Origin of the sequence: Streptomyces sp. Ac-502 (assembly GCF_045222935.1) — a bacterium.
GTDB classification, from domain to species: Bacteria; Actinomycetota; Actinomycetes; order Streptomycetales; family Streptomycetaceae; genus Streptomyces; species Streptomyces monomycini.
The window spans coordinates 3,395,728-3,410,546 of sequence record NZ_JBHFFO010000001.1; the positions used below are offsets into that span (position 1 = coordinate 3,395,728).

The 14,819-nt window shown below is 65.9% G+C and carries 10 protein-coding genes and 1 pseudogene; 5 read left to right on the top strand and 6 right to left on the bottom strand.

Annotation, left to right across the window (positions count from 1 at the left end):
- Nucleotides 1-75 precede the first annotated feature (75 nt).
- The 3 genes from ACEXOX_RS15260 (at nt 76) to ACEXOX_RS15270 (ending at nt 2,808) form a co-directional block, all read left to right on the top strand.
- Complete coding sequence (locus ACEXOX_RS15260; RefSeq protein WP_406521178.1) at nt 76-441, top strand: hypothetical protein; 366 nt, start codon at nt 76-78, stop codon at nt 439-441.
- Nucleotides 438-1,595, top strand: a complete 1,158-nt coding sequence (locus ACEXOX_RS15265; RefSeq protein WP_406521180.1) for a caspase domain-containing protein — start codon at nt 438-440, stop codon at nt 1,593-1,595. The genes ACEXOX_RS15260 and ACEXOX_RS15265 overlap by 4 nt, the downstream gene beginning before the upstream one ends.
- A gap of 376 nt (nt 1,596-1,971) precedes the next feature.
- Complete coding sequence (locus ACEXOX_RS15270; protein WP_406521182.1) at nt 1,972-2,808, top strand: hypothetical protein; 837 nt, start codon at nt 1,972-1,974, stop codon at nt 2,806-2,808.
- Nucleotides 2,809-3,395: 587 nt separating this feature from the next.
- Here the strand turns inward: ACEXOX_RS15270 and ACEXOX_RS15275 are convergent.
- Complete coding sequence (locus ACEXOX_RS15275) at nt 3,396-3,716, bottom strand: hypothetical protein (RefSeq protein WP_406521184.1); 321 nt, start codon at nt 3,714-3,716, stop codon at nt 3,396-3,398.
- A 403-nt stretch (nt 3,717-4,119) separates the two neighbouring features.
- On the opposite strand from ACEXOX_RS15275, the gene ACEXOX_RS15280 reads away from it, so the two are divergent.
- Nucleotides 4,120-7,560, top strand: a complete 3,441-nt coding sequence (locus ACEXOX_RS15280; RefSeq protein ID WP_406521186.1) for a tetratricopeptide repeat protein — start codon at nt 4,120-4,122, stop codon at nt 7,558-7,560.
- Between the two features lie 414 nt (nt 7,561-7,974).
- Here ACEXOX_RS15280 and ACEXOX_RS15285 read toward each other — a convergent pair whose 3' ends face one another.
- Together ACEXOX_RS15285 and ACEXOX_RS15290 are read right to left on the bottom strand one after the other, a co-directional pair.
- Entirely contained in the window at nt 7,975-8,460 is a 486-nt protein-coding gene (locus ACEXOX_RS15285) for a hypothetical protein (RefSeq protein WP_406521188.1), read from the bottom strand.
- A 199-nt stretch (nt 8,461-8,659) separates the two neighbouring features.
- The gene (locus ACEXOX_RS15290; protein WP_406521190.1) at nt 8,660-8,944 is read right to left on the bottom strand and encodes a multiprotein-bridging factor 1 family protein; all 285 of its coding nucleotides are present in this window, start codon (nt 8,942-8,944) and stop codon (nt 8,660-8,662) included.
- Nucleotides 8,945-9,219: 275 nt separating this feature from the next.
- Between ACEXOX_RS15290 and ACEXOX_RS15295 the strand changes: the two are divergent.
- Nucleotides 9,220-11,545: pseudogene (locus tag ACEXOX_RS15295) on the top strand (germacradienol/geosmin synthase).
- A 229-nt stretch (nt 11,546-11,774) separates the two neighbouring features.
- On the opposite strand, the gene ACEXOX_RS15300 reads toward ACEXOX_RS15295, so the two are convergent.
- The 3 genes from ACEXOX_RS15300 to ACEXOX_RS15310 form a co-directional block, all read right to left on the bottom strand.
- Complete coding sequence (locus ACEXOX_RS15300; RefSeq protein WP_406521192.1) at nt 11,775-12,134, bottom strand: hypothetical protein; 360 nt, start codon at nt 12,132-12,134, stop codon at nt 11,775-11,777.
- Nucleotides 12,135-12,291: 157 nt separating this feature from the next.
- Complete coding sequence (locus ACEXOX_RS15305) at nt 12,292-12,939, bottom strand: hypothetical protein (protein WP_406521194.1); 648 nt, start codon at nt 12,937-12,939, stop codon at nt 12,292-12,294.
- Nucleotides 12,936-14,744, bottom strand: a complete 1,809-nt coding sequence (locus ACEXOX_RS15310) for a sensor histidine kinase (RefSeq protein ID WP_406521196.1) — start codon at nt 14,742-14,744, stop codon at nt 12,936-12,938. Before ACEXOX_RS15310 ends, ACEXOX_RS15305 begins: the two co-directional genes overlap by 4 nt.
- Nucleotides 14,745-14,819: the final 75 nt, after the last annotated feature.

The window sequence follows — 14,819 nt, forward strand, 5'->3', positions numbered from 1 at the left end:
ACGCCCCCTCGCGTTCCGGCCATACCCGAACATGATTGTGAGTACTACGGCCCGGAGTACACGATGGGGGATCACATGCGCGTTGAGGTTAGTGTCGAGCCAGCAGACGATGAACTCCGTTCGCTGCTCAATTGGCTTCGCAGAGAACCTGAGATCCGTCGTACTGCCACCCTGGAGATGCGCGAACGAGCACCGCGCGAGGGCGAGATGGGGGCAGCGGCCGACGTCTTGCAGTTGATCACTGACAACGGATGGAACGCCGCGAACTTCGCGCTGGCGCTCGCCGCTTGGAAGCGGACACGGCCGCGGGCCTCGCGGGTCACGGTACGGCGCAACGACCTTGCCGACGCCCTGACCGACTGCAGCGAGGAACAGATCGAGCGGATCATCCGCCTCCTCCAGGAGGGGCAGGGAGACAGCCAGAGGGGCACGGAGAGTTGAGCGTACTGCCGGACCCCGGCGCCTCGAAGGCGGTACTGATCGGAACGAACACGTACGAGTTCCTCGAAGACCTTCCTGCCGTTTCCAATAACCTCAGCTCCTTGGCCGAGGTGCTCTCCGGACCTACATCGTGGAGCCTTGATCAGGACAACTGCACTGTCCTCTCCAACCCGGCCAGCGCGGTGACCGTAATGGATGCCGTGCGGAGTGCCGGCGCGACGGCCAGGGACACGTTGCTCGTGTATTACGCGGGGCATGGTCTGGTCACCCCAGAGGGCGAGCTCTACCTGGGGCTGCCTCAATCCAGACAGCAACGGGTGGAAACGGGGATTCCATACGACTGGCTTCGCCGTGCACTGCTGGAGGGACGGGCGGAGCGAGTCGTCGTCATACTCGACTGCTGCTACGGAGGGCTCGCCCTGGGAACGATGGGGCCCTCGGAACTGGCTGCCCAGGCCGATGTCGAAGGGACATACCTGCTCGCTGCGGCCTCGGAGACCCGCCAGGCACTCGCCCCGCCCGGAGAGACCCATACGGCGTTCACGGGAGAACTACTAGCGATCCTTAACACCGGTATCGCAGGAGGCCCCGAGAAGCTGGACCTTGACAGCGTATTTCGGCAGTTGAGGAAGACGCTGTCAGAGAAGGGCCGCCCTGTCCCGCAAGGACGAGAGCGAAACAGCAACGGTCAGCTCGCGCTGGGCTGGAACCCCGCATTCAGCCGGACCCCGGTGGCGAGGGGCACCGACAGAAGTCGGACTGAACTCCGCTCATGGCCAGACCCTGCCGCTATCCGGACCGTTGAAGGATTCTTCTCTGCGCTGAGGCAAGTACGTGTGGTCAGTGGCCTCACTCACGCTGCCGTCAGTCACCGTTCCGGCGGACAGATCTCCGTCGGAACGGTCAGCAACCTCCTCAACCGCAAGGGTCTGCCAAGGGCATGGAAGACGACCGGGACCTACCTGACCGCCTGCGGCATGCCGGAAGAGCTGTTGAACGACTGGCACCAGGCGTGGGAACGTCTACGGTCAGCAGCCGCTGAGGCCGAAGCAACTGAGCCCGCAGAGAGACGCGACCCTGCCCACAACACCCGCACGTCGTCTGGTTGGAGTCGAGCGTTCCGCCGGCTAGCGCGACGGAGACTCCGTGGCTGACTGAGTCGTCCGCTTCGGTTCGGGCGTCGACTTGTCGCCCTCACCTCCGAAGAGAGTGTTCCAAGTAGCGATCAGCAAGATCGCTCCGACCACGATCACCCATGCAGCTGGCTTTTTGGCCTGGCTGGAGACCGACGACGGCCTCACGTAGTGCCCCGCCCGGTAGTAGCCCTTCCTCGTCTGCGCCATTGCGCCGATACCCCCGTTTCAGTGCTTGGTACGTCAGTTCTGGAGTGTGGCAGAGGGCAGGTTTCGGCGACCGGCGATTTGAGGACAGCGGCTGGATCTGGTCGGCATATGACGCTCGCGCCGTGCTTGCCGACCTGCAACGGCATGCTCAGCCCTGGCGTCAGCGTGCAGCTCGCACGTACGGGCGGTGAGCCTCATCGGTGCCGGAGAGACCAAGCAAGCTGCACCTTCTGTCGGATGTTCATGGTTTCTCGGACAGGGGCGGGGTACCGAGGGCCTGACGCGCCGCAGCCGTGAACTGCTGACGGCTGAGTTCGCGTGCTACCTGGTTACGCATGATCAGATCAACCACCGTTGCGGCTTGATCTACAAGGGCGGACAACTGATCGGAGTTCGCCTGAAGGTCTCCGAGCGCTTCCTGGAAAGCAGCCTGATTTTGGTCAGCACTCTCCAGCACCTCCGACAGAAGCGGGTGACCGTCGAGGCTCTCGCCGCGCTCATGGGCAGTAGACAGAAGTTCTTGCAGCTGTCCCGCGCGTTCCTCGAAGTGCTCCATGGTCGTTTGAAGAGCATCGACATCGGCTGGGCGCTCGTCCATGGCCGAGTGCCCGGCCTCTGCCGCCTGAGCGAACTTGGCAGTGGCATCGACGTCTTGCTGCATCGTCTCGGCCAGGTTCTCAGCCGCCTGAGTAACCTCGGGCGGCCCCAAGAGCGCGATGCGTCTCGCCCGCTCCGCCATGCGGCCAGCGGCCTCTTTCAGTGGATCTGCGCTCGCCGGGTCACCATCGCCGGGAGCCTGGGTGAGGCGGAGGCACTCATCTCAGGCTTCGAGGAACCCTTCATACGCGTTGAGCCGTTGCTGCCTCAGCCAATGGGAATGCTCGGCAGTCGCTTGGTCCTCTACTTGCCGCCGAACGGTCTCGGCGTTCTTGTCGGCTCCGGCTTTCGTCGCTCGTGCCGCGACGACAGCCCCCAGCACGGTGCCCGCCAGCCCGAACACTGCTGCCACGAGAGCAATCACTAACTCGTTCACAGCCGACCATCATGTCGGCGGGGATGCTGTTTGGGAACGAGAGGCCGTGTGGGGTTCTGCACGGCGGGGCCGGCTTGCTTTGCAGACCCCCGGGACTCGCCACCGAGTACCGGGCACACGGTCGACCCTGAGCATGCTGCACAGCCAAAAGTAAGTCCCTGACCAGAGCGGTAGCCGCAGCTGCCAGCGCTGATGTGCATCCTCATCGCGTGCCGCACCTCACGTCCAACTACGACGAGCCCGGCCCACTCGCGTGTCTGCTCCCGTAGAGCTGTCATCCAGAGCGGTCAGGAGCGAAGCTGCGGCACCGCGCCAGCGTGCGGTCTGCCTGCCTCTCCCCCAAGCATGTGCGCCTGGCTCCTCGCCATCAGGCCACCTGTGCACGTCAGAGCATGCACCCAGCCGTACTTCGCGAGTTACCTGACTCGGTGCCAGAAAGTGCCTGCGAGGGCTGCTTCCCAGTCTTAGAAGCAGCCCTCACAGTTTTGCCGGGAGTCCGACCCTTCTCATGACGTAGGGAAGCTCTACCGGGCCGGCCCTCTAATCAACTGACACTTCCTACTGGTCCGCGATACTCCTCATTCCTGTAGTGATGTATCAGCCCCAGAAGCGGCTGGCAGAGGGGATGCGCTGGCGAAGGAAACTCCCGAGAAGTCCCTGCCTTGCAGCGTCGGGCCGTTGAAGGTGCCTCCGCTGATCGCATTGCTCACGTCACCGTCGCCCGCGCGTACCAACTTCGCCGCGGCATGCCACTGGTGCAAATCAGCGCAGAAGCCTGCATCTACAGCGGCGCGCACCGCCAACACCGTACTGAGTGCCTGGGCCCGCGCCAGATCGTTCGGCGCCTGCTCCAGCCTCGCCAATTCCGCTTCCCCTGAACTGACCACAGGAACGTCCACAGTGCCGTGGCCGCGCTGGAACGGGCGCCTCACCAGATCACTTAGCCCTGTCCACGCCTGCTTGCCGACCTCGCCGCCGACTCCCCCGCCAACGCCGCCAACAGTCCAACCGACACCGGGTCCACCCTGCACCACCTTTCGTTACTACACACACTCAGCAGAAGTAGACACGCTAGGAGAAGCCACGGTTCCTCGCAGGCTAACCAGGTAATGTCCAGCCACCCGAAGAAGCAGCCACCCCATCAGCACGCCACATGGGATGCCCAGCTCTCGGGGCACCGGACTGCAATGATGTCCGTATCAACGTGGGTGGGGGACGGCATTGCCCCGGAAGCGGGTGGCCGGCCCAGCGACACGAGCGTTGACGCAAGTCTCAGGCAGGTCCGATTCTTGGAGCGCGAGTGTGGACGTAACGAACAAGATCACGGGCGGGGTCTTCTTACAGGCTGTGATCCAGGGGCGCGACATCACGCTCCAGCTACCTCCGAAGGTCACCCCGGCCCTGTCCGGCCTGCCTCCGGGTTCTCCGAGCTTCACCGGCAGGGAGGTGCTGAGATCACAGCTGCTGGACCAGATCGCTCCGGACGGTCAACAACAGATGAAGCCGCGTGTTGCGGTGTCTGGGTTGGCAGGGGTCGGTAAGACGGAGCTCGTTCTGCAGGTGGCCGCTCAAGGAGTCAAGACGCCCAACTGGTTTCCCGGCGGAGCCTTGTTCCTGGACCTCCACGGCTACGACGCCGAACGCCGCGTAACCCCAGAACGGGCGTTGGACGGGCTACTGCGTTCGCTCGCGATACCAGTCGAGCACATACCAGACGATATACAGAGTCGCTCGCGTCTCTTCCGCACCGTGCTGGCAGCCTACGCCGAGCAGGGCAAACGGATCCTTATTGTCCTGGACAACGTCTCCAGCTCTGAGCAAGTGCGTCCTCTTCTGCCAAACGACGACGTCACTGCCGCCTTGATAACCTCCCGGGACACGCTCGACGTGGGTGCCCGCCTGTACGAAGTACCGGTGCTGCACCCTGATGAGTCGGTTGGACTGATTCGCGCCGCTCTGCGCCACGCTCGGGGCCCCGGCGACACTCGCGTCGACCACGAGCCTGACGATGCGACGGAGATCGCGGAACTCTGCGGGCATCTCCCCTTAGCTCTCGATATCTGTGCAAACTTGCTCGCTGACATACCTGCACGCCCTTTGTCCTCCGTACGCGAAGCCTTGGCTGAGGCTCAAACGCGTCTGAACCATCTGAAGCGAAACGATAGGGCTGTGCAATCAGCCTTCACCCTTTCCTATGAAAGGTTGACTGCACCTCAAGCTCGCCTATTTCACCTACTTCCTCTCAATCCTGGCCCGGACGTATCCAGCGAATCTGTCGCCCACTTGATCGACCTGGATAGAGCTTCAGCTGAAACTCTCCTAGCTGACCTCTCGCGCGCACATCTGATAAATGCCGGCAATACCTGGGGGCGGTGGTATATGCACGATCTCGTCCGTCTGTACGCGAGTGACTGCGGGGAAGCGTATGGGGGCCAGGCGGACCGCCAAGCCGCTGTCACTCGACTCCTGAACCATTATCAGCGCAGCGTCTATGCCGCGAATCTTCATCTTGAGCCTGGGGCTGAGCCGTCTGATCATTTCGCCGGACATAAAATGGCGTTGGAGTGGCTGGAGGCTGAGCGCACCAACCTCATAGCAGCAATCGCGAAGGCTCCCCGCATCGGTCACAACAGGGTCGCCATAGAACTAGCTGCAGATATCGCGAATTTTCTCAACTACAGCCGGTATTTCGATGATCTGATAGAAGTCTCGTCACTCGCTCTGGAGGCGTGTCAAACCATAGGTGACCGGCGCAGCACAGGAATGATTCTCAACAATCTCGGTGCTGCCCTCATGCAGACCCGACGCTTCCATGAAGCATCCAGCGCCCTTGCCCCGGCGATAGCCATTTTCCGTGAGACCGGCGATATTCATGTTGCAGCCGGGGCGGTCACGAACCTCGGCGCTGCCATGATCGAGATGCGAGAGTATGAAGACGCCGTCCACAATTTGCATATTGCAGTCACCCTTTCACGGGAGGTCAGGGCACGTCGGGCTGAAGGTCTAGCGCTAGCCAACCTTGGCGCCGGCCTGATGGAATTACGCCGACATAGCGAAGCCATCAATCACCTCAAGGACGCTCTGGCTATCCTCCGCGAGGTCGGAGATGACCACACGGAAGGCTCGGCTCTGATGCGCCTCGGCGGAGCACTGACCGAGATACAGCGATTCAACGAGGCGATCGAAATCCTCAACCTTGCTGCCACTGCAGCCCGCAAGACCGGAAATATTCAGAACGAGGCACACGCCTTGGCAAACCTAGGGCTGACGCTCGAATCCTTGGGTAGAGCCGATGAGGCTCTGGACGCCCTCAACAGGGCCCTGAACATGTATTGCGAAATGGAGGATCTTCATGGCAAGGGAAGAGTGCTCGTCAATCTCGGCGCGTCCTTGGTCGAGTTACACAGGCATGCGGAGGCTATTGAAGCATTGAATGATGCTGTGGAAATATTTCGCGATAGCGGCGATCGCTTCAACGAGGGAACTGCACTCATCAACCTTGGGATTGCACTTCAGGGCGACGGCAGATTTGACGAATCGATAGATATCCTTTTGGGTTCCTCTGTTCTATTTCGAGAGATCAGCGATCTACACGGACAAGCCAAGGCGCACAGTGCTCTCGGGGCGGTCCTGACCGAGACAGGGAAGAATGAAGACGCTGCGGAATTTCTACGGGCCGCAGCCGCAGCCTTCCGAGGGGTTGGAGATCGTCACGGCGAGGGCGCAGCGTTGTCCAACCTCAGCACAGTTCTGAGATCGGAGCGCAAACTCAAAGAAGCGATGACCTCCGGGAGGGAAGCCGTTGCCACCTTCCGTCTTACTGGCGACCAGCACAGCACGGGTGCCGCCCTCCACAACTTGGCTTCGACACTTTTGCGGGCGCGCCAGTTCGACGACGCCGCAGATGCCTGCACAAGTGCCGTCGGATACTTTCGCCAGGTCCATGACCGACACTGCGAGGGTCAAGCGCTCCAGACCCTTGGCTCTGCCCTTCAAGGAGCGGAGAGGCACGACGAGTCGATCAACTCCTACAAGGCTGCCGCAGAAGCATTTTGCGATGCAGGTGACCGTCTCCTCGAAGGAGAAGCGCTGATGGACCTTGGAGTGGCTCTCATGCCGATGCGGCGATTCAGAGAGGCTGCAGATGTCTACGCCACGGCTGCGAAGGCACTTCGTGAAGCCGGGGATCACCGGGCAGAGGGCAGGGCGCTGACCAACCGCGGAGCAGCTCTCAGAGCGGACGGCCTCCCCGATGCAGCCGTCGATGGCCTTGCACACGCTGTGAATGTCTTGCGTGAGGCCAGCGATCAGGCTGCCGAGGCTGTGGCGCTGATTCAACTTGGTGGAACTCTGCACGAGATGCAGCGTTTCGATGAGGCCGCCAATGCCTTCGACAATGCAGCGTGCACCGCGCGTGCAGTTGGCAATCGCGCGAGTGAGGCCGAGGCGCTGAGTCACCTCGGCTCAGCTCTCAAAGCTTCAGGCCGTCCAGAGCCGGCCATAGATGCCTTCGCGGCCTCTGCGGAACGCTACGCTGAGTCTGGTGACCACGAAGGTCAGGCCAGAGCCCTGGCGAGCCGCGGTGTGACACTCGCGACTGTCCAACGCCTCGAAGAAGCTGCCATCTCCCTTGCCCTCGCGGCTTCGCTCTTCCGTGAGGCGGGGGACCCAGCCGGGGAGCGCTCGGCAGCCGCGCACCTCCAATCCGTCCTAAGGGGGCAACCGCCTGGTGGGCGCGAGTGACTGCTCACTGAGCATCGGCTAAGTGGCCTCAGTATCAGGTCACGCGATGCTAGAAGAATGCGACCAGGGGTAACGAGTTGAGGTCTGTCAGATCCTCGCTGCTTCGCTGGGGGAGGCCGGGAGGGCTGGTCCGCGGGACGAGTTGCCGTTCAGCGAGCCAGCGTCGCGGTGAGGTTCTGGCCTCTGGGCTGCGGAGGAGCCCGTCGTGTGCACCCATTGTGCACCGGTGATCAGTCGATCCTAGGAAGCTTGCAGGTCAGGGCCGTTTCTCGGCTGTACTTCGACATCTAAGAGGCGGGATCGTCAGTCCCCTGACGTCATGCTCACCGCGAGGGCCGCTACTCCGAAATCGGGGTAGCGGCCCTCGCTGCTTCGTTCAGGCGCTGCGGGCGGCGACCGTCTTCTTGCTTGCGGTCAGCCGCCCGTCCGGAGCGGAGCGCGGGTCCAGAATTCACACTGTCCGTGATCGAGCAATCCCTTTGCAGCGTCGATGTACCAGTAGCCGGCCCTTACGGGCGCGACCGTGCTCGGCAGGCGCGTGGTTCGTGTCAGGCGGATGACTTCGGGGGCGTCGTTCGTCTCCACGGCAACACCGAGGCGATGTATCGCAACGTTGTCCGGCCCGAATTCCAAGCCGTAGTGGTTGGCGTCCTCGCCCAGCAACCGGGCGGCATCCGCGGCCGCGTCCAGGTGCTCTTGCGCGGCACTCGCATCGGAGGCTCGTGCGGCGAATATCGCCGCACGCAGATGGGAGGCGCCGTGCACGCTGAGTGTGGCCGGGTCCATGTGTGCGATGTCTTCACCGAGGTCATGACGTACGCGGTCCAGCAGTTTCCTGCCTCGGCCGTACGTCGCGGCCTGGAGGAACAGTGTCGAGCGCTCCCACTGCGTACGGGCCATACGCAGATGATCACCCGGCTCCCGGGCAGCCCACTGCGTCCGGTCCATGGCTTGGGAGCGCAAATAGATCGTCCAGTAGCGCTGGGAGGGCCGCACCGAGTTGTCCGTACCGGGCCTTACGGCCGAGGGCGGGAATTCGGCTCACGTCGGCGGTGAGAGCGTCGAGGGGGCGAGCCGGTAGGTCGTCGGCGGGCAAGTCCTAACTGAGCATGGAGCGCTGGATGTCAGGGATCGTTACGTGGACGCGTCCCCGGTGGGGGTCTTCGTAGGGCTGGCCGGTGAGGTGGCCCAGACGGATGTTGAGTGCTCGCGCGGCGCCCGCGGTGAAAGAGGGCGTGGCGGGCTGGTGCCCCCGTTCCACCAGGGACTTCGAGCAGGGGATGCGTTGGGCTAACTGGAGCTGTGTCAGGCCGCGGGCTTTACGGGCCCGCGCGATGTTCCGTCCGATGCGTGGAGCAGCGTCGTCGTCATGTCCGTATGTCATGCAGCCGACTCCGTGATGTGTGTTGTTGCCGCGGACACTACTCCCGGGCGGCCGTCGCCATGCGATGTCGCAAATGCGTGCGATATCGGTGGGAAAGTAGGGGGAATCACACGCACTTGCGGTCTGTCAAGGCGGTGGATAAGTGGTGGGTGGGGTGGGTAGTGCTGTGGCCGCTGGGCGGGTGGCGTGGGGAGGTGGGCGGGGGGCTTGCCTGCGTGAAGGGGGCGCTTGTCCTGGTGGATGGGGAAGTTGGTCGGCGAAAGGATTTTGCAGTGGTGGGGCAGCCGTTTGAATTGCCGGGGTTCTATCTGCCGTATCCGGCGCGGTTGAATGCGCATGTGGAGGAGGCTCGCGGGCATGCGAAGGAGTGGGCCCGGGGGATGGGGATGCTGGAGGGGTCGGGGATCTGGGAGGAGGGGGATCTGGATGCGCATGATTACGCGTTGCTGTGTGCGTATACGCATCCGGACTGCTCGGCGGACGTGCTGTCGCTGGTAACGGACTGGTACGTGTGGGTCTTCTTCTTCGACGATCATTTTTTGGAGGCTTTCAAGCGGACGCAGGATCGGGTCGGCGGGAAGGCCTATCTGGACCGGTTGCCGTTGTTCATGCCGATGGAGCTGGACACGCCGGTGCCGGAGCCCACCAACCCGGTGGAGGCGGGGCTGGCGGATCTGTGGGCGCGGACGGTGCCTTCGATGTCGGAGGGGTGGCGGGCTCGTTTCCGGGAGAACACCGAGCATTTGCTCAACGAGTCGCTGTGGGAGCTTTCGAACATCAACGCGGGGCGGTTGCCGAATCCCGTCGAATACATCGAGATGCGCCGGAAGGTCGGCGGGGCGCCGTGGTCGGCGGGGCTGGTGGAGTTCGCGGCGGGGGCCGAGGTGCCGGCGGCGGTTGCCGGGTCGCGGCCGTTGCGGGTGCTGAAGGACGCGTTCTCGGACGGGGTGCATCTGCGGAACGATCTGTTCTCGTACCAGCGGGAGACCGAGGAGGAAGGAGAGCTCAGCAATGGGGTGCTGGTGCTGGAGAACTTCTTCGGGTGCAGCACTCAGGAGGCGGCGGACGCGGTCAACGATCTGATCACCTCTCGGGTGCAGCAGTTCGAGAACACGGTGGTGACGGAGCTGCCGGTGCTGTTCGCGGAGAAGGGGCTGGGTCCGCGGGAGTGCGCGGATGTGCTGGCTTATGCCAAGGGGTTGCAGGACTGGCAGTCGGGTGGCCATGAATGGCACATGAGGTCGAGTCGGTATATGAACGGGGGTGGGGAGAAGGTAGGTGGGGGTGCGGAAGGCTGGTCGCCTTTTGTGTTCGGGGGGATCGGGACTTCCGGGGTCGATGTCCGGCGGGCGATGGCGGTTACGGGGGCCAAGCGGCTGCGGAACTTCACGCACCAGCCGTACCGGAAGGTGGGGCCCTCACGGTTGCCGGACTTCTACATGCCGTTCGCGACGACGTTGAGTCCGCACCTGGACGCGGCCCGGGTGAACACGGTGGAGTGGGCCGGAGACATGGGGATGTTGCGGCCGCAGGCAGGGGTGCCGCTGTCGGATGTCTGGAGCGTGGAGAAGGTCTCGGATTATGACTTTCCGCTGTGCGCTGCCGGGCTGCACCCCGATGCGGGGCCGGATGAACTGGACCTGGAGTCGCAGTGGCTGACCTGGGGGACGTACGGGGACGACTACTACCCCGCGGTGTTCGGGGCTACGCGGGACATCGCCGGGGCCAAGGCGTGCAATGCGCGGCTTTCGGCGTTCATGCCCGTGGAGAAGGTGGAGGAGGCGCGGCCGCTCCGGAGCCGGTGAATGCGATGGAACGCGGGCTGGCGGATCTGTGGCGTCGGACCACGGAGTCGATGGACACCCGGGCGCGGCAGATGTTCCGGGACTCCGTCGAGGTGATGACGGCCGCGTGGATCTGGGAGCTGGAGAATCAGGCGCTGCACCGCATTCCCGATCCGGTGGACTACGTCGAGATGCGGCGGGCGACGTTCGGCTCGGACATGACGATGAGTCTGAGCCGTATCGGGCACGGGCGGCGCGTTCCTGAGGAGGTCTACCGGAGTGGCCCGATGCGGTCCCTGGAGAACGCGGCCACCGACTACGCGACGCTGCTGAACGACGTGTTCTCGTACCAGAAGGAGATCGAGTACGAGGGGAAGTGCACAACGGGATTCTGGTGGTGCAGAACTTCTTCGACTGCGACTACCCGACGGCGCTCGCGATCGTCCATGACCTCATGACGTCACGCATGCGGGAGTTCCAGCATGTGGCGGCGAACGAACTCCCGGTGCTGTACGACGATTTCGACCTTTCGGCCGAGGCACGGGAACTGCTGGACGGGTATGTGAAGGAACTGGAGAACTGGATGTCCGGGATCCTCACCTGGCACCGGGGATGCCGGCGGTATCGGGAGGAGGATTTGCGGCGGCACAAGGGAGGGTCAGGGGTGGCGTTGGAGAGGGTTGGTGGGGTTGGTGGGGTTGGTGTTCAGGGCGGCTCGACGAAGGTCGGTACGGGGGGCCACGGGTGGAGTGGTCGGCCTACCGGGCTGGGGACTTCGGCGGCCCGGGTGGTGCCTCGGGTCGCCGGAATGCCGTAGATGCGGCGAAGGCGTCGCTGACCTGCGTTTTTGGGCATGACGTGTGGCCCCTCCCGGTCGGGCCGGGAGGGGCCGGTCAGGTCAGGACGTCTGGAGTGGGTCAGGAGCGGAGCGAAAACGGGGCCGATGAAGGTGGGCGTGCGCGGCGGCTGCCGGGCCGTGGTCGGTCAGGGTCGGTGGGAGTCGTCGCTCGTGTTCGCGCGCAGGCGGCGGCGCGTCGCCTGCCGGTTCAGCGGGCGTTCTCGGTGATTAGGGAACGGACCAGGCGGCAGGTCGTGTTGGAGGGCGGGTGCACTCCGATCCGGGCCGCGGTGGTGCGGATGGTGCGGTTGCGGGCCCGCTCCGGGGTGTAGACACCGCCGTCGAGCAGGGCTATCGCCAGGCGCATGGCTTTCAGGCGGCGGTTGTGGGCTTCGTACCACTCGCGCGGGAGGCCGGCGGGCAGCGGCTTCTTGGCCATCGGCGTGCGGCGGACCACCCGGCGCGCGGCGGTCTTGCCGTACGCGGTCGTCGTGGCCCTCGCGGCCTTGGCGGCCGACGCGGTCTTCTTCGCGACCGCGGTGCTCGTGGGCAGTGTGGCTACGGCCATCGGCAACCTCCTGGGGCAGCGGAGAAGCAGTCCTGGACTGCTTCCTTACTGCCTCCAATTTTAGTGCCGACCACTGACAAAGCCGCCTGGTCAGGGAGTACTTCGGGGGTGCGGGGCGGGGGGCTCGGGAGGCTGGTGGGGTGGGGGCCGGGAAGGCTCACGGGGCGGGGGACGACGGGGCTTTCGCGGTGGGGGACGGGGAGGCGTTCGGGGTGGGGTTCTGCCTGGTGTCGGGGCCGGCGGTCGGCAGGGCCAGTCCGTTGCTGGAACAGCGCACCGTCCAAGGGCTGCCCCGGCTCTCCGGCTCGTACATCCGGACGTCGACCTGAGTGGCCGGGCGGCCGCCGAGGATGGCGGCGTGGGCGGCGGTGCACGCGATCTGGTGGACCGCCGCCGCCTCCATCCGGGCCACCGGTGTCGGGAGGTGGACGCTGACCGCGCCGGTCGTGGGTACGGCGGTCAGCCCGCCGGGCATCGGCGGCACCACGCTGACCAGTCCGCGCGCCTGTTCGGCGGCGGTGGGCCCCTTCATCAGCAGGTCGAGGGCTTCCTGGGGGCCGACCGGGCCGTCGGCCGGGCGGGCGGCGGCGTGGATGCCGAGCGGGGAGAGGAAGAAGATCCGGGCGGTGTAGGTGTCGGTGCCCGGCTGCCGGATGCCCTGAGCGGGGGCGCCTGCCTGGACGTAGCCGGTGGGGGCGATGCCGCAGCCGGTGAGGAAGAGGGCCGGGACAAGGAGGATCGTGACGAAGAGCGCCAGGTAGGAGGCCGTGGCCGCGCCCGGCGCCGCTCGGGTCGGGCTCCTCATGGGCGGTCCTCGGGGGTGGGAGGGGTGGAAGAAATTGGAGGGGTGGGAGAGGTTGTTGGGGAGGGGGTGGCCTCTCGCTCAGGTCCCGGGCCGCGCCCAGGACCCGGGCCGCGCCCAGGACCCGGCCCGCGCCCAGGACCCGGGCCGTGCCCAGGGCCCGGTCCCGTCGTCGGCTCCAGCGGCAGCTCCACCGTGAACACCGCTCCCCCGCCCGGCCCGTTGGCGGCGCGCAGCGTGCCCCCGTGCAGCCGTACGTTCTCCATCGCGATGGCCAGGCCCAGACCGCTGCCGCTGGAGCGGGCGCGGGCGGCGTCGGCCTTGAAGAAGCGGTCGAAGACGTGCGGAAGGGCCTCCGGGTCGATGCCGGGGCCCTGGTCGGCCACGTCGATACGGAGCCGTCCCGACGTCGTGGACGCCGTCAGCCGTACGGGGGCGCCGCCGTGCCGCAGCGCGTTGCCGACCAGGTTGGCCACGACCACGTCGATACGGCGTGGGTCGAGGCGGACCCGCAGGCCCTCCGGGAGGCCGGTCTCCACCTGGTCCTGCCAGCCGCGCAGCTGGAGCGTCTTGCGCAGGGCGACGGCGACGTCGATCTCGTCCAGGAGCAGGTCGGCGGCGCCCGCGTCGAAGCGTGAGACCTCGATCAGGTCTTCCACCATGCGGGCGAGCTTGGTGGTCTCGTCGCTGATCAGGCGTACGGCGTCGGCGGTGTCCGGGTCCAGCCGGGCCGCGTCCTCGTCGAGGACCTCGGTGACGGCGGACATGGCGGCCAGCGGGGTGCGCAGTTCGTGGGAGACGTCGGCGGCGAAGCGCCGCGCGTTGGCCTCCATGCGGCGCAGTTCGGCGTCGTCCTTCTCCAGGGCGCGGGCCATCTCGTTGAAGGTGACGGTGAGGTCGGCGAGTTCGTCGCGGCCGGTCACCGGGGAGCGGGTGTCCAGTTCGCCGGAGGTGATGCGTTCGGCGGCTTCGCGCAGACGGCGTACCGGCAGCAGTACGCGGCGGGCGGCGAACAGCGCGGGCACGACGGCCAGCGCGAGCGCGGGCAGCGCGCCGGCCTGGGCGGCGGTGACCAGGGCGGAGATGTCGGCCTGTTCGTCGTCGAGGGCGAATTCGGCGTAGACGATGAGGCCGGAGGGTTTGGTGACGCCGGGTGGGGAGGAGGGGGAAGAAGAGGTGGGAGAGGTGGGAGAGGAGGAGGGTGCGCCGGGGGTGCTGGTTGTTCCGGGGGCGGGGGCGTCCGGGGCCGTGAAATCCACCGGCACGCCGATCGCGAGCCAGGGCTGCCCGCCCCGGTCGACGCGCTGGAAGATGGGCGCGTGGTGCTCGCGCACGGCGGCGCGCAGGCCGTCGGTGACCGCGCTGCCGCCCGCCCGGACCCCGCCCGCAGCCGCTCCGCCGACCGTTTGGGCCCCATCCGCAACCGCCCCGCCGGCCGCCCGAACCCCACCCGCAGCCGCTCCGCCTTCCTCCGGCGCCGTCCCACCGGGGCCCGTGCCCCACGGCCCCGGCACCACCGGCGTGTCCTCGTACTGCGCGTACGTGCGCCAGTTCCGGGACCCGCCGGCCCGGTCGAGCTGGACGACGAGGTTTTGCAGGTCCTCGCGTTGCGGGGGGAACGGCAGGTCGGGGCCGAGGGACTGGAGCTGGGCGCGCAGGTCGTGCACGGCGGTGTTCTGCGTGCGGGCCAGTATCGCCGTACGGGCCTGCCGGAAGGTGAGCGCCGCGGTGATCAGCGCGCTGAGCGCGGAGACGACGAGGAAGCCGACGATGAGGCGGGTGCGCAGCCCGCGCCACCGGGTGTACACGGCGCTCAGCCGTCCCCGGCGCCGCGCCGGCGCGCTCCTGCCCCGCGCCGACGCGCTCCCGCGCCGGGACGCCCC